At 33.9% G+C, this 19,958-nt stretch carries 20 protein-coding genes and 4 tRNA genes; 1 reads left to right on the top strand and 23 read right to left on the bottom strand.

Translation table 11 applies throughout. The features are described from left to right. Position 1: 1 nt before the first annotated feature. The 19 genes from EP747_RS09010 to EP747_RS08920 form a co-directional block, all read right to left on the bottom strand. The gene (locus EP747_RS09010; RefSeq protein ID WP_129689582.1) at positions 2-799 is read right to left on the bottom strand and encodes a two-component system regulatory protein YycI; all 798 of its coding nucleotides are present in this window, start codon (positions 797-799) and stop codon (positions 2-4) included. Continuing rightward, positions 786-2,138: a YycH family regulatory protein gene (locus EP747_RS09005; protein WP_129689581.1), complete on the bottom strand. Its 1,353-nt coding sequence runs from the start codon at positions 2,136-2,138 to the stop codon at positions 786-788. The genes EP747_RS09010 and EP747_RS09005 overlap by 14 nt, the downstream gene beginning before the upstream one ends. Further along, complete coding sequence (walK, locus tag EP747_RS09000) at positions 2,135-3,970, bottom strand: cell wall metabolism sensor histidine kinase WalK (protein ID WP_129689580.1); 1,836 nt, start codon at positions 3,968-3,970, stop codon at positions 2,135-2,137. Before walK ends, EP747_RS09005 begins: the two co-directional genes overlap by 4 nt. Next, positions 3,970-4,674, bottom strand: a complete 705-nt coding sequence (gene yycF, locus EP747_RS08995) for a response regulator YycF (protein ID WP_088012660.1) — start codon at positions 4,672-4,674, stop codon at positions 3,970-3,972. Before yycF ends, walK begins: the two co-directional genes overlap by 1 nt. Before the next feature lie 350 nt (positions 4,675-5,024). Continuing rightward, a tRNA-Phe gene (locus EP747_RS08990) sits at positions 5,025-5,097 on the bottom strand. A 6-nt stretch (positions 5,098-5,103) separates the two neighbouring features. After that, positions 5,104-5,179 (bottom strand) — tRNA-Asp (locus EP747_RS08985). A gap of 24 nt (positions 5,180-5,203) precedes the next feature. Next, positions 5,204-5,275 (bottom strand) — tRNA-Glu (locus EP747_RS08980). Between the two features lie 19 nt (positions 5,276-5,294). Further along, a tRNA-Lys gene (locus EP747_RS08975) sits at positions 5,295-5,367 on the bottom strand. A 140-nt stretch (positions 5,368-5,507) separates the two neighbouring features. Beyond that, a complete protein-coding gene (locus tag EP747_RS08970; protein WP_097976434.1) occupies positions 5,508-6,797 on the bottom strand; it encodes an adenylosuccinate synthase in 1,290 nt (429 codons plus the stop codon). 278 nt (positions 6,798-7,075) lie between these two features. Beyond that, the gene (dnaB, locus tag EP747_RS08965; protein WP_129689579.1) at positions 7,076-8,434 is read right to left on the bottom strand and encodes a replicative DNA helicase; all 1,359 of its coding nucleotides are present in this window, start codon (positions 8,432-8,434) and stop codon (positions 7,076-7,078) included. Positions 8,435-8,461: 27 nt separating this feature from the next. Further along, on the bottom strand, positions 8,462-8,905 hold the full coding sequence (gene rplI / locus EP747_RS08960) for a 50S ribosomal protein L9 (RefSeq protein WP_114344961.1): 444 nt from the start codon (positions 8,903-8,905) through the stop codon (positions 8,462-8,464). Then, positions 8,902-10,878 carry a DHH family phosphoesterase gene (locus EP747_RS08955; RefSeq protein ID WP_129689578.1) on the bottom strand — a complete coding sequence of 659 codons (1,977 nt, stop codon included), beginning with the start codon at positions 10,876-10,878 and terminating at the stop codon, positions 8,902-8,904. Before EP747_RS08955 ends, rplI begins: the two co-directional genes overlap by 4 nt. 92 nt (positions 10,879-10,970) lie before the next feature. Further along, positions 10,971-11,897, bottom strand: a complete 927-nt coding sequence (locus tag EP747_RS08950; protein WP_165346940.1) for a YybS family protein — start codon at positions 11,895-11,897, stop codon at positions 10,971-10,973. A 131-nt stretch (positions 11,898-12,028) separates the two neighbouring features. Then, the gene (rpsR, locus tag EP747_RS08945) at positions 12,029-12,262 is read right to left on the bottom strand and encodes a 30S ribosomal protein S18 (protein WP_025568960.1); all 234 of its coding nucleotides are present in this window, start codon (positions 12,260-12,262) and stop codon (positions 12,029-12,031) included. An 80-nt stretch (positions 12,263-12,342) separates the two neighbouring features. Continuing rightward, on the bottom strand, positions 12,343-12,828 hold the full coding sequence (gene ssb, locus EP747_RS08940) for a single-stranded DNA-binding protein (RefSeq protein WP_025568959.1): 486 nt from the start codon (positions 12,826-12,828) through the stop codon (positions 12,343-12,345). A 34-nt stretch (positions 12,829-12,862) separates the two neighbouring features. Continuing rightward, a complete protein-coding gene (gene rpsF / locus EP747_RS08935) occupies positions 12,863-13,153 on the bottom strand; it encodes a 30S ribosomal protein S6 (RefSeq protein ID WP_025568958.1) in 291 nt (96 codons plus the stop codon). A 129-nt stretch (positions 13,154-13,282) separates the two neighbouring features. Continuing rightward, positions 13,283-14,383, bottom strand: coding sequence for a redox-regulated ATPase YchF (ychF, locus tag EP747_RS08930; RefSeq protein WP_129689576.1), 1,101 nt, complete (start codon positions 14,381-14,383; stop codon positions 13,283-13,285). A gap of 163 nt (positions 14,384-14,546) precedes the next feature. After that, the gene (locus EP747_RS08925) at positions 14,547-14,744 is read right to left on the bottom strand and encodes a DUF951 domain-containing protein (RefSeq protein WP_098232427.1); all 198 of its coding nucleotides are present in this window, start codon (positions 14,742-14,744) and stop codon (positions 14,547-14,549) included. Between the two features lie 37 nt (positions 14,745-14,781). Next, positions 14,782-15,678, bottom strand: a complete 897-nt coding sequence (locus tag EP747_RS08920) for a mechanosensitive ion channel family protein (protein WP_205753815.1) — start codon at positions 15,676-15,678, stop codon at positions 14,782-14,784. A 194-nt stretch (positions 15,679-15,872) separates the two neighbouring features. Between EP747_RS08920 and yyaC the strand changes: the two genes are divergently transcribed. Beyond that, positions 15,873-16,460, top strand: a complete 588-nt coding sequence (gene yyaC, locus EP747_RS08915; RefSeq protein ID WP_129689575.1) for a spore protease YyaC — start codon at positions 15,873-15,875, stop codon at positions 16,458-16,460. Positions 16,461-16,562: 102 nt separating this feature from the next. On the opposite strand, the gene EP747_RS08910 is transcribed toward yyaC, so the two are convergent. The 4 genes from EP747_RS08910 to rsmG all read right to left on the bottom strand — a co-directional run bounded on the left by EP747_RS08910 (position 16,563) and on the right by rsmG (position 19,938). Further along, entirely contained in the window at positions 16,563-17,399 is an 837-nt protein-coding gene (locus EP747_RS08910) for a ParB/RepB/Spo0J family partition protein (protein ID WP_129689574.1), read from the bottom strand. Then, positions 17,392-18,153: a ParA family protein gene (locus tag EP747_RS08905; protein WP_025568951.1), complete on the bottom strand. Its 762-nt coding sequence runs from the start codon at positions 18,151-18,153 to the stop codon at positions 17,392-17,394. Before EP747_RS08905 ends, EP747_RS08910 begins: the two co-directional genes overlap by 8 nt. A 128-nt stretch (positions 18,154-18,281) precedes the next feature. After that, positions 18,282-19,088, bottom strand: coding sequence for a nucleoid occlusion protein (gene noc / locus EP747_RS08900; RefSeq protein ID WP_390310834.1), 807 nt, complete (start codon positions 19,086-19,088; stop codon positions 18,282-18,284). A 130-nt stretch (positions 19,089-19,218) separates the two neighbouring features. Next, the gene (rsmG, locus tag EP747_RS08895; RefSeq protein WP_129689573.1) at positions 19,219-19,938 is read right to left on the bottom strand and encodes a 16S rRNA (guanine(527)-N(7))-methyltransferase RsmG; all 720 of its coding nucleotides are present in this window, start codon (positions 19,936-19,938) and stop codon (positions 19,219-19,221) included. Positions 19,939-19,958: the final 20 nt, after the last annotated feature.

Here is a 19,958-nt window from a genome sequence, read left to right as displayed (position 1 = left end):
GCTATTCACTCCATTGTTCTTTATCTATCTTAATTATTTGGCCCTCAATAGCATTTACAAAGTAATCCTGCTGTTCATTGACAACTATATGCCATGCTGGTGCTATGAATTTAACTCCATTCGATAACGGGATTACTGTATAATAGCCAAAATCAACTTTTGTAATTCGATCACTCGGTTTTAATTCATCTTTCACAAATAAATTTTCAATGGCTTTAATTGCCGGTAAAGCTTCTTGCACATTCTTTTTATCGATCATTTCTTTTAAGTTTTCTAAATATCTTTGGCGATACCCGTAAATCTCATTATTATCGTTATACTTTATTTCAACTACTGAGCTTTCGATATTATAAATTAGGCGTTCTTTATAGGTTTGACAGAAGTATATCGTTTTTGACTTTTGATCTATTTGACAATAACGATAGTTACCACCATTCCAAACATACTCCTTCACAAAGTTTTCTAAGAAGAGTATTTTATTTGTATCTGCAATTGGAACTGGTTTTTTCAATTGACTTTGTAATACATCTTTGTAGATTTGTATATTCTGTCCTTTTCTATCAGCAATAGTTTTCTTCGAGAAATCCTTACTATTACCCGATATATAAGATTCCTTTAAAGAATTTTTAGGTAATGTCACATATGTGATATCATTTTCCTTTAATTGCTCCTCAATACTCGATTCAGCCATCGTATCAAACTGATCGCTACTTCGCTTTTGATAATATTGAATCGCTAAAAATAAATCTAATACTAAGAAAGTTAAAATAAATATTGTTTTGATTCTACTCCAATCCAACAATATTCACCCCAGTTCTACTTAGCAAATCTTGATCAATCTTCTTATAGGAGTCATCATAATTTATGATCCAAACAGGTTTTAACTGGATTGCTCTATTATAGTACGGTTGATTTATTGTTGAATTACTTTCATCAAATATCGTCTCGTACCCTAAGCTAATATCTTTAATAAGAGATTTGTTAATAGACTTATTATTAGATATGATCTCCATAATTTGAGAACCTGCCATTAACTCCATTTCACTTTCCTTCTTGTCCACCTGGATTCTAAATTTATACAATGGACGTTTAAAGGTTTCTATATCGTCTACTCCCCAGCTCGTCGTAATTGTTGAATTATTATACACAGGTAAATTATTTACAAAAAGTCTAAATGAAACTTCATTATTTTCAGGTTTAACACCAGACAAAATATAACCATCAGTCCAACCACCATGAGCATTAATAAAATCAACACTTCTTTGGACTAATAAGTTAGGACTTTGATTATTATTGTTTTCAGGTGTTGTCGGGTTAACAAATGAAACCGAACGATTTAATGGTGAAACTGACATTAATCTAGTACCGTCTGTGAATGTATCTCCCGAATCAGTACTTTCTTTTCGGACATTTGAAGGATCACTAAATATTGCATCTTTTAATTTATCAACATCTATATCCGTTGTAAGGAATTCCATCGTTGTTAATTTGATTGGTTTTTTAGGTAAATAAATTATTTTACCTGAGTCTAACTTATATCTTAAGCTTTCAGTAAAGCTTTGGTAATTGTCTCTTATCTTTTCAACTGAAGCAATGATTGAAGAGTTATCAAACGATGCTCCATAGAGAATATTTTGTGCCTCATTTGAAAAATAGATCCTTGCTGAAGAATCCTGTTTAGTAGATAAATTGATGATCATTCGGTCAAATAAAACATTTTGTAATCGTTTTGCATCTAGATTAAGAACTTTACCTAATGTCTCTACTGGCACTACAGTTGGAAAAATAATTTCTAATTTATTTTTTCCTTTTGTTATTGATTGGTAGGCAACTTCAGACGTTTTATTTGTCAGGTTTTCAAAATTTGTGATTTCGGATTTCTGCAATGATCTATAAATTGGTGATATATTACTCTGTTTAGTTGTTTCATAATTTTTATTTGATTCATGAACAACTAATAAATTCGGAATTACTATGTCCTTAAAGTCTCTTTTTGCACCAATTGAAACTTTTTGGACATAGTCTTGATTTTGAAGTACATCGTATGTTGGTTGATATGACCATAAGCTATATGAAAGAACTAAGCTTACTATAACAAGAGTAGTTAATATAACTGATTTTATATGTTCTCTTCTCATTCCCACTCATCCTCTTGGTCATCAGCCACTGGAAGTGTGAAATAGACTGTTGTACCCTTTCCTTCTTCACTTTTAGCCCATATATGACCATCGTGCGCGTAAATCATTTCTTTTGCCAAAGCAAGCCCTAGGCCAGTGCCTCCAACTTGTCTCGATCTAGCTTTATCTACTCGATAGAAACGATCAAATATCTTTGATAGATTTTCTTTTGGAATTCCCATGCCTTCGTCAGTAATACTAACTAATATTTGATCTCTAGACTCTTTAATACGATAAGTTACAGTCCCACCCTCTGGTGAATACTTTAATGCATTCGAAATAATATTATCCAACACTTGTGTAATTTTATCTTCATCTATAAATACAAATCTTGTCTTACTTATAAACTCGCGTTTGAACGACACTGCTTGAGACTTACTCATTTCATGTCGATCAATTATACGATTAAACAATTCTGTAAAGTTAACCCAATCTTTCATTAAACGATATTCTGTACTATCTAACTTAGATAATTGTAATAAGTCATTTACTAGTCTAATCATTCGTTCTGTTTCATCTTGAGTTACTTGTAAAAACTTAGGTGCAATTTCTTTATTCTCCCAAGCTCCATCTGACAATGCTTCTAAATAACTTCTCATCGTTGTTAACGGTGTTCTTAATTCATGCGAAACATTTGCCACAAACTCTCTACGTTCTTGCTCTATTTTTTCTTGTTCAGTTACATCATAGAGTACGGCGATTAGACCATTAACTTTACCAGACTCTTTTTGTATAGTTGAAAAGCTAGCTCGTAGAATCATTGGTCTCTTATTATCGCTATAATCTAACATAATAGAATCTGGCTCATCGTATAAATCATCTAAAGTATTAATCTTTTCGATTCCCAATACCTCTAAGATTGATTTATTTAATACTGTTTCACGTGAAACATTAAGCATCGTTTCAGCCGGATCGTTTAAGAGAATAATTTTCCCTCTTCGGTCAGTTGCAATAACCCCATCTGACATATGCTCTAGTACTGATTGAAGCTTTCTTCTTTCTCCATCCGTTGAAGCTCTAGCTTGCTGTAAATTACGTGATAGATTATTAAATGATATCGTTAATTCACCAATCTCATCTTCACTATAGGCCTTTAATTTGCGAGAGAAATTTCCTTTCGCCATTTCTTGTGCCTGTCTTCTTATTTCAGAGATTGGCTTCGTAATTGCTTTAGCCAATAATATCCCTAAAATTGATGTAATCGCGACTGCTATAAGTGTACCAGTTGAAAAAATACGGTTAATTAATTCCATTCTTTCATAAGTGCTTTCCATTGAAGCACTCGTGTAAATGGCTGAAACAATTTCATCGCCTTCCATTACTGGGGTAACGATGGTTTTCATTCGATGCCCATTTTTAGGATCAATTAACACTTTCTCAGTTCTAGTACCTACTAAGAGTGCTCTTTTAACTAAAATATCAGTAGTCCTTTTACCAACAATAGATCGATTACTAGAATCCGAAGTAGCTATGACTTCACTATTTTGGTTAATAACTCTTACGTCTGATATTCCAATATTTTTTCCAAAGTCAGAAACTATTTTTTGGATATTAGCTTTTACTTCTGGATCGTCCAGAGTTTTCTTTTTTTCATACTCTATTTTTATATTATAAGCCAGTAGCTTAGCACGTTCGTTTATCGCAACTGTAAAACTATTTACTAGTTGCTTTTCAAGCTCTCTTGAAAAATAAACGCTAATAATTTGCATAGCTACCAAGATGAGTAAAATATAAACAAGTACAAATTTAAATACAATTGATTTAAATAAACCAACTTTATTATAAGCTGCCATTAATCTTGCTCCGGATCACGCAGGTAATATCCTACTCCTCTTCTTGTTACAATGAAAAGTGGATAACTTGGATTGTCCTCAATTTTTTCACGAAGTCTTCGAATTGTTACATCGACAGTTCGTACATCTCCAAAGTAATCATAACCCCAAACGGTTTGAAGCAAATGCTCTCTCGTCATAACCTGTCCGATATGCTTCGCTAAGTAATATAGTAATTCAAACTCGCGGTGAGTTAATTCTATCTTCTCGCCACGTTTTGTTACGATATAAGCATTTGGATTAATAACAAGCGAGCCAATAATAACTTCAACTGACTCCTCTTTTTCAGATGTAGTTCCTGTTTGGTGTCTACGTAAATTTGCTTTTACTCTGGCAAGCAACTCACGTGTACTAAATGGTTTTGTTACGTAGTCATCTGCACCCATTTCTAAACCTAGTACTTTATCTAATTCTGAATCTTTTGCTGTAATCATAATGATCGGCATTTCATGGTTCTTTCTAATTTCTCTACAAACTTCTAAACCATCTCTAATTGGTAACATAATATCTAATAAAACTAGATCAGGAAGAAACTCATCTACTTTTTGTAATGCTTCCTCTCCATCATACGCGCAAACAATTTCAAAACCTTCTTTTTCTAAATTAAACTTCAATATATCAGCAATTGGTTTTTCATCATCGACTATTAATATTTTTTTATTCATTCCCCGCACTCCTTTTCTAGTCAGTTTTTGCTACCTTCAATTCTATACCTATCTTTTGCAATTTAATATTAAATTAGGCAACAAATAAACTTTTCATAGTAATTTCGTTTTGTGGACTATCTCTCTAAATATAATACGACTACGATCTTACGTGTTATTCATTTTATATATAAACACTAGATTTTTGAAAAAAACCTCTAGCTTGTTGCTAGAGGTCTACTCCACTTACTTCTATTTTAAATTAAGTATGTTTTTTTGTAAAATCGAACTGTTTTATTCAAACTAGAAATCTATTCTCTATAAGGTTGATATAAAATAAAAAACTACTGTATATACAGTAGTTTTTATGATGGCTCGGGACGGAATCGAACCGCCGACACGAGGATTTTCAGTCCTCTGCTCTACCGACTGAGCTACCGAGCCATTATATGGCGGTCCCGACCGGGATCGAACCGGCGATCTCCTGCGTGACAGGCAGGCATGTTAACCGCTACACCACGGGACCAAGATAAGTTTATTAAAAAAAAGATGACCCGTACGGGACTCGAACCCGTGTTACCGCCGTGAAAGGGCGGTGTCTTAACCGCTTGACCAACGGGCCACATTAATTAAAGAAAAGATGAGCCATGAAGGATTCGAACCTTCGACCCTCTGATTAAAAGTCAGATGCTCTACCTACTGAGCTAATGGCTCATAAAATGATTAAGTTCATAAACTATGTACTAGTTATGACGACAAGATTTATCTTATCATACTTTCTAATAATTTTGCAATAGTTTTTTAAAAAAAATAATAAAAGCCCCTAAATTTTTATTTAAGGGCTTTTTATTATATTAAGCTCCGTAAACGTTACGTACGATATTCGTTTGGTTACGGTCTGGACCAACTGAGAATACAGATAATGGAATACCTACTAATTGAGACACACGTTCTACATAATGTCTTGCATTAACTGGTAGTTCATTAAGCGTTTTTACTCCTGTAATATCTTCTGTCCAACCTGGAAGTTCTTCATAAACTGGCTCACATTCTGCAAGTTGTTTTAAGCTAGCAGGGAACTCAGTAATTGTTTCTCCACGGAATTTATAAGCAACACAAATTTTTACAGTCTCTAGTCCTGTTAATACGTCAATTGAGTTAAGTGATAAATCAGTAATACCGCTAACGCGACGAGCATGGCGAACTACTACACTATCAAACCACCCAACACGTCTTGGTCTTCCAGTAGTTGTACCGTACTCACGACCTACTTCACGAATTGTATTTCCAATTTCGTCGAAAAGCTCAGTTGGGAATGCACCTTCACCAACACGAGTAGTGTAAGCTTTACATACACCAACAACGTGATTAATTTTTGTTGGACCAACACCAGATCCAATTGTTACTCCACCTGCAACTGGGTTAGAAGAAGTAACGAATGGGTATGTACCTTGGTCGATATCTAACATTACCCCTTGTGCGCCTTCAAATAATACGCGTTTTCCACCATCAATTGCATCATTTAATACAACAGAAGTATCACACACATACTTTTTAATTTGTTGTCCGAACTCATAATATTCTTCAAAAATCTCTTCGATATTTAATGAATTTGAATCATACATTTTTTCAAATAAATTATTTTTCTCTTCAAGATTACGTTTTAATTTTTCGTAAAACTCTTCTTTATCTAAAAGGTCTGCCATACGGATTCCCACACGTGCAGCTTTGTCCATATAAGCTGGTCCAATACCTTTTTTAGTAGTACCAATCTTATTATCACCTTTGCGCTCTTCTTCTAACTCATCTTGTTTTAAATGATAAGGTAAGATAACATGAGCACGGTTACTAATACGTAAGTTGTCAGTTGAAACACCTTTATCATGTAGGTATGCTAGCTCTTGAACTAAAGCTTTAGGATCTACAACCATACCATTTCCAATAACACAAATTTTATCTGAGAAGAAAATACCTGATGGAATTAAATGAAGTTTGTACTTTTCACCATTAAATACGATTGTATGACCTGCATTGTTACCACCTTGATATCTAGCAACTACTTCTGCCTGTTGTGATAAAAAGTCAGTAATTTTTCCTTTTCCTTCGTCTCCCCATTGAGAACCAACTACTACTACTGATGACAATGTACTGCACCTCCGATTAAAATACGCTATTTCCGAACTAAAACCAAAACTAGTATATCAAACTTACGGAATTTGTCAATAAATCTCTTTGAATAATTCTGTTCTAAGTTTTATTTGTTCGTAAATACAAACTAAAGAATTTGATAAAAATAGTTTGCCCTAACAAAAAAAAAAATAATCACATAGATTCACTATGTGATTATTTTTTAGATGGCATCCCAAATAGTAGAGATCAGACTGCTTGAACATATTGGCGACTGTCTGATTACAAACTATTTTTAGGCACCTGGTGCTTGTTCATCAAACCTTCGTTCTAAGTTTACGAACTTGTTATATTCTTTTACGAATGCTAATGAAACAGTACCTACTGGACCATTCCTTTGTTTAGCAATAATAATTTCAATAATATTTTTATTCTCTGATTCTTTATCATAGTAATCGTCTCGGTATAAGAACGCAACAATATCCGCATCTTGCTCAATACTTCCTGATTCACGGATATCAGACATCATTGGACGTTTATCTTGTCTTGACTCTACGCTACGTGATAGCTGAGATAAGGCTATTAGAGGTACTTTTAATTCCCTCGCCAGTCCTTTAAGAGAACGTGAAATTTCAGATACTTCTTGTTGACGATTTTCTCCGCTTTTGCCGTTACCTTGAATTAGCTGCAGATAATCAATTAGGATCATTCCTAAGCCATGCTCTTGCTTCAGTCTTCTACACTTAGCACGTATGTCATTTACTCTAATACCAGGTGTGTCATCGATATATATGCCTGTACCAGCTAGGCTACTAGCAGCCATCGTAAGCTTATTCCAGTCCTCTTGTTCAAGATTACCTGTACGCAATGCCTGTGCATTAATATTCCCTTCCGCACATAGCATACGCATTACAAGCTGATCTGCGCCCATCTCGAGACTGAAAATTGCTACGTTTTCATCTGTTTTAGTCGCTACGTTTTGTGCGATATTCAATGCAAAAGCTGTTTTACCTACAGAAGGACGGGCGGCTACTATAATTAAGTCATTCGGTTGAAATCCCGCTGTCATACGATCTAAATCAGTAAACCCTGTCGGTACACCTGTGATTTCACCACGTTGATTAAATAAGGTCTCAATTTTACTAAATGTAGTAAATACTACATCTTTAATGCTTTGAAAACCAGAAACGTTCGTGCGCTGTGCTACTTTTAAAATACTTTTTTCAGCCTCGTTTAGTACAACATCCACTGGAATATCTGGCGCGTAGCTTTCCGTTACAATATTTGTCGCGGTTCTTATTAATCTTCTTAAAGTAGATTTTTCTTCAACGCTCTTTGCATAGTATTCAACGTTAGATGCCGTTGGTACTGAAGCCAGCATATCATTTAAGTATGATACTCCTCCTACTTCTTCTAACACTCCTTGATTAGCTAGTTCAGAAGTTAGCGTGATAACATCTAGAGGCTCATTCCTTGAAGCAATCTTAAGCATCGCTTCAAATATTTTTTGATGGGCAGCTCGATAAAAGTCATCTGGTAAAAGCCGTTCTGAAGTTGATATTAGCGCCTCTGAGTCTAACAATATGGCTCCTAATACAGCCTGTTCAGCTTCTATATTCTGTGGTGGAGTACGATCATTTAGCAAATCACTCATTTCTAGTCCTCCAGATGCTTGTTTTTCTTATTGTTCTTTAACGTGTACTTTTAAAGTTGCACTTACTTCAGGATGCAATTTTACTTTAATATTTGTTACACCTAGTGCTCTAATCGCATCATTCATTTCGAATTTACGCTTATCTAGTTTAATACCATGTACTTTTTGAAGCTCATCAGCAATTTGCTTGCTTGTGATTGATCCGAATAGACGACCGCCCTCACCTGATTTAGCTTTTAATTCTACTGTTAGAGTTTCAATTGTTTCTTTTAGCTTTTTACAATTTTCTAATTCGATTTGTGCATCTTTTAATTCTTTATTTTTTTTCGCCTCAAGAGTTTTCATATTACCTGCAGTAGCTTCAATAGCATCTCCATTTTTGATTAGGAAGCTTGCATAGCCATCTGCGATATTTTTAGTTTCTCCTTTTTTACCTTTTCCTTTTACATCTTTTAAGAAAATTACTTTCATTTGTTTGTTCTCCCTTCAATATATTCATCGATTATTCTCAATAAATGTTGTTCAACTTCTCTGATTGAAGAAGATTCAATTTGTGCAGCAGCATTTGTTAAGTGACCGCCACCGCCAAGCTCTTCCATTATTAATTGAACATTTATATTCCCTAATGAACGACTGCTGATGCTAACAACATTATCTGATCTTTTCGCAATAATAAAAGATGCAATGACATCAGTCATCGTTAATAATGTATCTGCAGCCTTCGCGATTAAAACTTGATCATAGTTTACATTGTTTTTTCCAAAGCTAATCGCAAAGCCCTCTTTGTACATATAGGCTTCCTCTATTAATTCTGCTTTGCGAATATATTCATTCATATCTTGTTTTAGTAAATTTTGAACGAGGATCGTATCTGCGCCATTCGAACGTAAGTATGATGCTGCGTCAAAAGTTCGTGCTCCTGTTCGGAAAGTAAAACTCTTTGTATCAACAATAATTCCTGCAAGTAAGGCTGTTGCCTCAAGCATGCTTAATTTGATTTTCTTAGGTTGGTACTCCAATAACTCAGTTACTAATTCTGCAGTAGAGGAAGCGTACGGCTCCATATAAACGAGAATTGCATCTTTAATGAAGTCCTCTCCTCTTCGATGATGGTCTATAACAACAATTTTATCTGTCTCATTTAAAAGTGATTCTTCTTCAACCATTGTTGGTCTATGGGTATCTACTACGATTATTAATGTATCTTCAGAAATAAGTTCTTTTGCTTTTTCGGGTGAAATAAAACAAGACATAAATTGTTCATTTTTAGACATTTCCCTCATCAACCGATTAACACTTTTATCTACTTCATCTTTATCAATTACTACATAACCATCTACTTCATTATGCATTACCATTTTTAAGATACCAACTGCTGAACCAAGAGCATCCATGTCAGGTAACTTATGACCCATTATCATAACATTGGTACTACTCTTCATTAAATCTCTTAAAGCATGCGAGATTACCCTCGCTCTAACCCTCGTCCTCTTTTCTACAGGGTTTGTTTTTCCACCGAAAAACTTTACTTTACCGTTTATATTTTTAACAGTTACTTGATCTCCCCCGCGCCCTAGTGCTAAATCTAAACCAGATTGCGCTAGTTGACCAAGTTCAGTTAAATTTAAACTGCCTACTCCGACACCGACGCTTAGAGTAAGCGGTAAATTACGTTTTGTAGTTTCTTCCCTTACTTGGTCTAATATAGAGAATTTATTATTTTCTAATGCTGCCAAAATTCCTTCATTTAAAACTACACTATATCGATCGGATGAAACACGTTTTAAGAAAATACCATGGCTATTAGCCCAACTATTTAACATCGTTGTTACTGCACCATTTACACTAGAACGCTCTTGATCATCTAATCCCTGTGTCATTTCATCGTAATTATCTAGTAAAATAATTCCGATTACTGTTCTTTGATCTTCGTATAACTTCTCTAGTTGTGCCTGTTCTGTCACATCAAATAAGTAAATGTATCGCTCTTCTCTTTTAATGACTACCCGATATGTTCTTTTACTTATATTCAATACATCTTCTTTTTTCTCTTTTTTCGAAATTAAAGCCATTAATCCTTCAGATAGATCATATATGTGTTTACCAATTAATGAACGATCGTCTAAAATATTTAAAATATATTGATTGCCCCATTCAATATGGTACTCTCTATCATAAAGTAATACTCCAATTGGCATTTCTGTAATTGCTTCGTTACTTAAATTTTTCACTCTCGACATAACTGATTCTATATACATATCTAAAACGTAGCGATACTTAATTTCTAACTTTACAACTAGAAAAATAACGCATAAAAAGATAATGATAAAAATTATCCCTATTTTAGGCTGAATATAGACCACAGTTCCGATCAGAAACACTGAAAGAGCAGTTAAAAGATAGACGGGTATAAGAAACATCTGTTTCTTATGAAAATCTTGCATATGTTCAACCCCTAAGCCAAATAAAATCTAACTTACATATTAAAGTTTATTCACTTTTTCACAACAAATTAGTATCAAATATGTTTTTAAGTTTAAATTTTTCTTCTATTAAATATTCCAATTGAGACGATTCCAATTAGTAAAACAATATAAATTAATGGTTGAATGATAAAACTTGCGATCAATATAATAATTGGTACCGCTTTAGAAAAATGTTTTAAATAACTAAAATAAAATATCGATGCATAACCTTGAACGAGCAGTAAAATTTGAAGTACATATGTTAAGTTAATCACTGCTGTACTGAGGAAACTACTTTGTTTCAAATTGAAGAACGAAAAAATCATTACAATTAAAAAGAACCACATGAATCCTACTGGGAGTCTAAACTCTCTAAATGGCTTAAATTTCGGTGTTTTATAACCTAATCTCCTTATTAATGGAAAAGTTACTAGTTGTGTTAAAAAAGCAAGTATAAAACTAACCATTAACAACAATGAAGGAATTAATGTAGGGATTAGTTTAATAGCATTTGTAAGACTATCTAAAGCCTTTTCATTGGTGTTTGTACCAAGACTAGCGCTAAGTTCCTTACTTTTTTCTATAGCTTCCGTTGCCAAGTCTATATTCTCTTTAACAAAATCAATATGAAAAACAGTTTTGAATAGTATGTACGATAGTACTGTATGTATTAAATATAAAAAAGTACTAGTAAGTAAAATCTCGCCTTTACTTCGCTCCTTTTTTAATAGATACCCAAATGCTATACCAACTGTTGAGTACATTAAAGTAACTGGAAGTAAATTAAATGAGGTAATCACAATTGTTAATCCCAGCGCCACACAGCAAAGTAAAAGTGATTCCTTAATTGAGTATTTAATACTTAGAATAATAAACGGCAGCGGCATAAGGAATGCCATAATAAATGAGAGAAACGGTACAAATCTAAATATTAACAGTAGTACTGAGTAAATAGCTAATAGTACTGCACCCTCGGTAATAAATCGAGTCGATTTCAAAATAAAGCTCCTTTCAACTACCCCTACTTATTTCAAGTAAGCATACTATTTCTTATTTTACCATAAAACTTATTTTTTCATAAATACAAAAAAAGTACAGCACGAGAATGCTGTACTTTTTATTACTTAGCTTATTCAGCCACGTATGGTAATAAAGCCATTTGACGAGCGCGTTTGATTGCGATCGTTAATTTACGTTGGTATTTCGCAGAAGTACCAGTTACACGACGAGGTAAAATTTTACCACGCTCAGAAACGAAACGTTTTAATAACTCAGTATCTTTGAAGTCGATTGTAGTGATGCCGTTTGAAGTAAAGTAACAAACTTTACGACGTTTAGCACGTCCACCTTTGCGTCCACCCATTGCCATTGTTATTTCCCTCCTCTACTTAAAAATTAGTTTTTTAGTAATGCTAACCGTTCAACATTACACTGTTTTTATTATTAGAAAGGAAGATCGTCATCAGTAATATCAATCGTTTTGCTTGTCCCACCAAATGGATCATCATTAAAGCTAGGCTTTTGAGATGGTGCTTCGAAAGGATTTCCAGCGTTAAAACCTTGATTTTGTTGATTCATACCGAATGAACCACCTTGGTTACCTGATGCATTTCTTGGTTCTAAGAATTGAACAGAGTCGGCTACAACTTCAGTTACATATACTCTCTTACCATCTTGACCATCAAAACTTCTAGTTTGAATACGACCCTCAACGCCAGCTAAGCTTCCTTTTTTCAAGAAGTTCGCTACGTTTTCAGCAGGCTTTCTCCAGATAACGCAGTTAATAAAATCCGCTTCTCTTTCACCTTGCTGATTTGAGTAGGTACGATTCACCGCTAGAGTAAATGTTGCTACGGCAACCCCACTTGGCGTATAACGTAAGTCTGGATCCTTTGTTAAGCGACCTACAAGTACAACACGATTAATCATCTGATTCCTACCTCCCTAAAGCATTTAAAAAATATTATTTTTCTTCTTCACGGATAACGATGTGGCGGATGATATCTTCGCTGATTTTCGCTAAACGATCGAATTCTTGTACTGCTTCTGGCTTAGCAGAAACGTTTACAAGCATGTAGTGTCCATCACGGAAATCGTTAATTTCATAAGCTAAACGACGTTTACCCCACTCTTTAACGTTTGTGATTTCAGCACCTTGTTCAGTTAAAACGCCGTTGAAACGCTCAACTAATGCTTTTTGTGCTTCGTCTTCCATGTTTGGACGAACGATGTACATGATTTCGTATTTATTCATCACAATGTCACCTCCTTTTGGTCTAACGGCCCAGTTAAGGGCAAGGAGCAATTTTATTAATCACTCACGAGTTAAAATTATAGCATAGTTTTTTTTAGATAGCAAATCAATAATTCAGTTGCTATTTCATTAAACATTAAATCGGAAATGCATTACATCTCCATCTTGCACGATGTACTCTTTACCTTCAAGACGTACTTTACCTGCTTCTTTTGCTGATGTCATGTTACCATAAGTCGCTAAATCTTCAAAAGAAACTGTTTCTGCGCGGATAAAGCCACGTTCGAAGTCACTATGAATTACGCCAGCACATTGTGGAGCTTTCATACCTTTTTTGAATGTCCAGGCTCTTACTTCTTGTACACCTGCAGTGAAATAAGTTGCTAATCCTAATAAAGAATAAGCTGCACGAATTAATTGATCTAAACCTGATTCTTCAATTCCAAGTTCTTGAAGGAATGTACGTTTCTCTTCATCATCTAACTCAGCAATTTCTTCTTCAATTTTTGCACTGATTACGATTACTTGAGAACCTTCTTCAGCTGCAAATGCTCTTACTTTTTCAACGTATTCGTTAGATGAAGAATCTGCGATGTCATCTTCACCAACATTAGTGATGTAAAGCATTGGCTTAGTTGTTAATAAATGTAATCCTTTTACTACTTTCATTTGCTCTTCCGTAAACTCTACTGAACGAGCTGGCTTATCATTTTCAAATGCTTCTCTTAATTTCACCAAAATTTCATGTTCATAAGACGCATCTTTATCTTTTTGCTTAGCTAATTTAGCTACACGATCAATACGTTTTTCAACTGATTCTAAGTCTGCAAGAATTAGTTCTAAGTTAATTGTTTCAATATCTGCAATTGGATCAACTTTTCCAGATACGTGAGTAATATTATCGTCTGCAAAGCAACGTACTACTTGGCAAATTGCGTCCACTTCACGAATATGAGATAAAAACTTATTTCCTAACCCTTCACCTTTACTTGCACCTTTAACGATCCCTGCGATATCAGTAAATTCAAAAGTTGTTGGAACAGTTTTTTTAGGTTGAACTAATTCAGTTAATTTTACTAAACGGTAATCTGGTACTTCTACCACACCTACGTTTGGGTCAATTGTACAAAACGGATAGTTTGCTGATTCAGCCCCCGCTTGTGTAATTGCATTAAATAATGTCGACTTTCCTACGTTTGGTAATCCTACGATCCCTGCTGTTAATGGCATATTTTCCACTCCTATACGAACTTAGTTAATCTTTCACAATTATATTGATTTCAAAAAAAAATAACAAGAAAATCTGAATATTAATTCTAAACATACGAAAGGTATCTAATACGAGCGATCCTTCAAGTTGCTCTACTAGATACCCATTGATTTAAAAATCGTCCTACTCTTCAGATCGAACTAGAACCTTTTTTAATTTTCGTGTGAACTCTCTGCGAGGTATTAATACGCTATGCTCACATCCTTCACATTTTAATCGAATGTCCATACCCATTCGAATAATTTTCCATCTGTTCACTCCACAAGGATGAGGTTTTTTCATTTCTACTATATCATTTAGGTTAAATTCTTTTTCTTCCATGTGAAAACTTCACTTCCTTAAAATAGTAGCATACAAACTATACATTCGCATTTTCATTTTTAGTTTCTGGTTGTTTATATAATACCATCTTTGGATATGGAATTTCTATGTTATTTCTTTCAAGTACTTCCTTAATTTCTTTTCGAATTGCTCTAGAAATCTTAAACTGTGTCATTGCTTTAACTTCTGAAGCGATTCGCAATGTTACTTCAGATGGTCCTAAGTTTTGTATCCCAAGAAACTCTGGAGGTTTTACCATTTCTTCATATCTAGCTGGCATAGTTTCTAAATGCTCTTCAATTACATTTTGCGCATGTTCAATATCGCCCTCGTATGAAATACTAACATCTACCAGTGCCACAGCATTATGTAATGAAAAATTGGTTACTTCAGTAATCATTCCATTTTGGATGATATGAAGTTCACCGGTTCCGCTTCTAATTTTAGTTGTTTTTAAACCGATTGATAATACTGTTCCTTCGAAAGTTTGAACTCTAATGTAGTCACCAACTGAAAATTGATCTTCAAACAAAATAAAAAATCCAGAAATGATATCTTTTACTAAGCTTTGTGCACCAAAACCAATTGCTACGCCACCTATTCCTGCTCCAACTAAAAGTCCTTTTATTTCCACGCCAAATATCGGGAGAATCGTCAAAGCAGCAATAAAGAATATTACATATGCAAGTACATTTTCCATCAATTTAATAAGTGTTACTGATCTTCTTTCTGATACTTGTAACGGTCCTCTAGCATTAACCTTTAAGAGATTACGGATTAGCTTTCTTCCGAGTTTTACAGCCAATACAGAAACGATAATAATTAGAGCTATTTTAATTGATGAATTTAAAATATTGTCCCATTGTTCTGGTGTTAGCATGCTTTTTTTTATTACTTTTTCAGCATTTTCTATTTTATCTGCTGCATTATTCATACTGTCTTTTTCCCCCTGTCTATTTTCAAATGACTTCAAACGTAATACTAAACGAATTATCACTTTAAAACTACAAATATGAACAAATGTAATAATAGTTTAATTTAACAACGAAGATCGCTTGATGAAAGTATAAATTGTTTAAATTTTGCATAAACTAATACTACTCTCTTAAATGAAAAGTAGGCGATATTATGCAATTTTCAGCAAATCCTTTGCGTAACCTATTCAAGGATGATTATTCTGTATTTCTAGATGACGAAAACGCTATTAACAGATTTGCAGATCGTTTATGTAAGTCGCTTCCAAGTGTACACACTAAAGAAATTGTTTTTGTATGTATTGGAACTGACCGTTCTACGGGAGACTCTTTAGGTCCTTTAGTTGGAACCATGTTAGGAGAATTAAACTTAAGTAGGTTTCATTATTATGGTACTCTTGATGAGCCAATTCATGCGTTAAATCTTTCAGAACAACTTGAAATTATTAAAGGCAAGTATAACAACCCATTTATCATTGCTGTAGATGCATGTTTAGGCAGAGTAAAAAGCATTGGTAGCGTACGCTTATCCAATGGTCCGTTAAAGCCTGGTGCTGCAATGAAAAAAGAATTACCTTTAGTAGGTGAAATTAACTTAACCGGAGTTGTGAATGTTAGTGGATTTATGGAATTCTACGTTTTACAAAATACTAGATTAAGCCTGGTAATGAAAATGGCTAAGTTTATTGCGAATTCAATTAAAGAAACTGAAAGAAAATTCACCTACCAATTAGATTTTTAACATAATAGTTTCCTAACTTTCAATTAAAAAAGTCAGATGCAAACAAAAAGGGAGTATTAACTGCATTGGAAGCCAACACATTTAATATTCCCTATGAGTAATTCATTTTATAATTGAAAGAATTCTTTCCAAATCCTCTTTGTTAAAGAATTGGATTTCTATTTTCCCTTTATCTTTAGCCGATTTAATTTTAACTGACGTTCCGAATTTTTCTTGTAAAAGATCCTCATACTCACTAAAAAAAATGTTCTTAGTTGGATTTTTCTTTGATGTTTCACGTGAAACATTTTCATTTAAATCACTGACTAACGTTTCAACCTCTCGAACACTTAGGTTTTTTTCAATTACTTTTAGTGCGGTACCTTCAATTAACCCTTTTCGTTTTAGTCCTAAAAGTGCTCTTCCGTGTCCCATTGAGAGAGTGCCTTCTTCGACCATTTTTTGAACAGAATTAGGTAAAGTTAAAATTCTTAAATAGTTAGCAATATGTGGACGACTTTTTCCAAGTTTTTTTGCCAGTTGTTCTTGTGTTAAGTGTAATTGTTCAATTAAAGTTTGATATGCTTCAGCTTCTTCAAGAGGATTTAAATCATCTCGCTGTAAATTTTCTAATACAGCTAACTCCATCATTTGCTCTTCAGAAAGGTCTCTAACAATAACTGGAACTGTGTTTAAACCCGCATTTTTTGCAGCGCGATATCGTCTTTCTCCAGCAACGATTTGGAAACCTTTTATGCTTTTTCTAGCAATGATTGGTTGAAGAATCCCATGTTCAATCACTGATTGAGTTAATTCTAACATAGCAGTCTCATCAAATACTTTGCGAGGTTGGTATGGATTAGGTCTAAGTTCTTTAAGATCAATTTCCTGGACCAACTCTTCTTGCTGATTAATATCTTGAAAAAATGCTCCAATACCTTTACCTAAGCCTTTAGCCATTATCAATCACTTCCTTTGCTAGATCGAGATATACTTCTGCACCTCTTGACTTTGGATCATATGTAATGATCGGTTTACCATGACTTGGTGCTTCACTTAAGCGTACATTTCTTGGAATAATTGATTTATAGACGCGATCTTGAAAATACTTTTTTACTTCTTCTATAACTTGAAGCCCTAAATTTGTACGAGCATCTAGCATTGTTAATAATACGCCTTCAATTGCTAAATTTTTATTTAAATGTTTTTGTACTAAACGTACAGTACTTAATAGCTGACTTAAACCTTCAAGTGCGTAATACTCACACTGAACTGGAATAATAATTGAATCAGATGCAGTTAGTGAGTTTAAAGTTAATAACCCTAATGATGGAGGACAATCTATTAAAATATAATCATAGTTACCTTTTACTGTATCTAAAGCACGTTTTAATCGTACTTCTCTAGAAATAGTAGGTACTAATTCAATTTCAGCTCCTGCAAGTTGAATTGTTGCCGGAATAATATCGAAATTTGGAATAGCAGTGTTTAAAATGACATTTTTCGCCTCAACATCATCAACTAATACATTGTAAACACACTGATTTACATCAGCTTTTTCAATTCCAATACCACTAGTTGCATTACCTTGAGGATCTATATCGACTAGTAATACTTTTTTTCCTAAGTGAGCTAAACAAGCACTTAAATTAACCGATGTTGTAGTCTTACCAACACCACCTTTTTGATTAGCTATAGAGATTACTTTAACCACTATGTAATCTACTCCTTCCACAACAAACCATTCTTATTTTCTATTTTACCATGAATAGATTCATCATTGTGTCTAGATTTAAAAATGAATAAAAAAAATTCACCACTGAAAAGAGGTGAATTTAATGTTTATTTCTTTGGTATTTTAATTGTTATTTGGTAATAGTCATCATGTTCTTCTTCTTGACTATCAATATTCATGCCTGTTTTAGTAACCATTTGTAAAGATTCACGGATCGTATTCATCGCAATTCTTATATCTTTACTAATGGCCTTAAATTTACGTTTAGCCTTCGGTTTTTTCTCAGTAAGTAATGTTACTACTCGTTCTTCTGTTTGTTTAACATTCAATTGCTTTTCAATTATTTCATGAAGAAGAGTAATTTGTAGTTGAGGCAACTTTAATGGAATAAGTGCTCGTGCATGACGCTCAGTAATCGACTTATCTAATAATGCTTGTTGTATTTCTCCAGGAAGTTTCAACAATCTCAATTTATTTGCAACAGTCGATTGACCTTTACCTAGTCGCTGAGCTAGAGCCTCTTGAGTTAAGTTATGTAAATCAATTAGTTTTTGGTAAGCTACGGCTTCTTCAAAAGGAGATAGTTCTTCACGTTGTAAATTTTCAATCAGAGCGACGGAAGCAGTTTCTGTATCGTTAAACGTTTTCACAATTGCAGGAATTGTATCCCAGCCTAAAGATGAAACAGCTCTGAATCTTCTTTCCCCGGCAATAATTTCATAAAAGTTTGGTCTAATTTCCCTAACAACAATTGGTTGAATAATGCCATGAGTTCGAATCGTTAGCGCTAGTTCTTTAATTTTTTCATCATCAAAGAATGTTCTAGGCTGATACTGATTCGGTACAATGTCCGATACTGGAATTTGGCGAATAACTTCATTACTCGAAACCGAATCTTGAACATCATCACTAATTTCTTTTTCTGATAAGCCAAATAACCTAGATAATGTGCTTTTCAATGTGATTCCCACCCTTTTAGAATTTCGTTCACAATAGAATAAACATAACAAATGTTTCACGTGAAACATTTGTTAGTTTATCATATTAAATCTCTAATGGTTCTTTACCAGGAGTACCCGGTTTACGAGGGTACTTAGTTGGCGTTTTACGTTTCTTTTCTACTATAACAATATTTCGATCACTGTCTTCACTTGGGAGAGTGAAGTGATTAATTGATTTAACTTCTCCACCAAGTGTTTTTATAGCATAATTTGCTTTATCCAATTCTTCTTGACCAGCAGCGCCTTTAAGTGCAACAAAATGGCCATTTTGTTTAACAAGTGGTAAGCATAATTCAGTTAACACAGACATTCTAGCAACTGCTCTAGCAGTTACAACATCGAAAGATTCTCTCATACCAGTTTTTTTAGCAAAAGTTTCTGCTCGATCATGAATAAATGATACATTCTCTAATTGTAATTCCTTCGCTAAATGGTTTAGAAATGTAATCCTTTTTTGAAGGGAGTCTACGATCGTTAATTTGATAGATGGGAAACATATTTTAATTGGGATGGAGGGGAAGCCCGCTCCTGCACCAATATCACATAAAGTAATTTTATCAGCGAAGTCGAAATAAAAGGCAGCGCTAATTGAATCATAAAAATGCTTTAAATATACTTCATCTTCTTCTGTAATAGCAGTTAAGTTCATTTTATTGTTCCACTCAACTAATGTGTGGAAATATATATCAAATTGTTTTATTTGAAAATCTGACAAATGGATTTCTTTATCTTTAAGAGCAGCGATAAATTGTTCTTTATTCACTAGTAATACCCCTATCTATT

The organism is Gottfriedia acidiceleris (assembly GCF_004138285.1).
Classification (GTDB): Bacteria; Bacillota; Bacilli; order Bacillales; family Bacillaceae_G; genus Gottfriedia; species Gottfriedia acidiceleris_A.
The sequence above is the reverse complement of the archived record's forward strand: the minus strand, read 5'-3'. Positions and strand labels throughout refer to the sequence as shown.

What these genes read in the sequence shown, in the direction of transcription:
- EP747_RS09005 (WP_129689581.1), bottom strand. Translation starts at nt 2,138, where the DNA reads ATGAGAAGAGAACATATAAAATCAGTTATATTAACTACTCTTGTTATA.
- walK (WP_129689580.1), bottom strand. Translation starts at nt 3,970, where the DNA reads ATGGCAGCTTATAATAAAGTTGGTTTATTTAAATCAATTGTATTTAAA.
- yycF (WP_088012660.1), bottom strand. Translation starts at nt 4,674, where the DNA reads ATGAATAAAAAAATATTAATAGTCGATGATGAAAAACCAATTGCTGAT.
- dnaB (WP_129689579.1), bottom strand. Translation starts at nt 8,434, where the DNA reads ATGAGTGATTTGCTAAATGATCGTACTCCACCACAGAATATAGAAGCT.
- rplI (WP_114344961.1), bottom strand. Translation starts at nt 8,905, where the DNA reads ATGAAAGTAATTTTCTTAAAAGATGTAAAAGGAAAAGGTAAAAAAGGA.
- EP747_RS08955 (WP_129689578.1), bottom strand. Translation starts at nt 10,878, where the DNA reads ATGCAAGATTTTCATAAGAAACAGATGTTTCTTATACCCGTCTATCTT.
- rpsR (WP_025568960.1), bottom strand. Translation starts at nt 12,262, where the DNA reads ATGGGTGGACGCAAAGGTGGACGTGCTAAACGTCGTAAAGTTTGTTAC.
- ssb (WP_025568959.1), bottom strand. Translation starts at nt 12,828, where the DNA reads ATGATTAATCGTGTTGTACTTGTAGGTCGCTTAACAAAGGATCCAGAC.
- rpsF (WP_025568958.1), bottom strand. Translation starts at nt 13,153, where the DNA reads ATGAATAAATACGAAATCATGTACATCGTTCGTCCAAACATGGAAGAC.
- ychF (WP_129689576.1), bottom strand. Translation starts at nt 14,383, where the DNA reads ATGCCATTAACAGCAGGGATCGTAGGATTACCAAACGTAGGAAAGTCG.
- EP747_RS08925 (WP_098232427.1), bottom strand. Translation starts at nt 14,744, where the DNA reads ATGGAAGAAAAAGAATTTAACCTAAATGATATAGTAGAAATGAAAAAA.
- EP747_RS08920 (WP_205753815.1), bottom strand. Translation starts at nt 15,678, where the DNA reads ATGAATAATGCAGCAGATAAAATAGAAAATGCTGAAAAAGTAATAAAA.
- yyaC (WP_129689575.1), top strand. Translation starts at nt 15,873, where the DNA reads ATGCAATTTTCAGCAAATCCTTTGCGTAACCTATTCAAGGATGATTAT.
- EP747_RS08910 (WP_129689574.1), bottom strand. Translation starts at nt 17,399, where the DNA reads ATGGCTAAAGGCTTAGGTAAAGGTATTGGAGCATTTTTTCAAGATATT.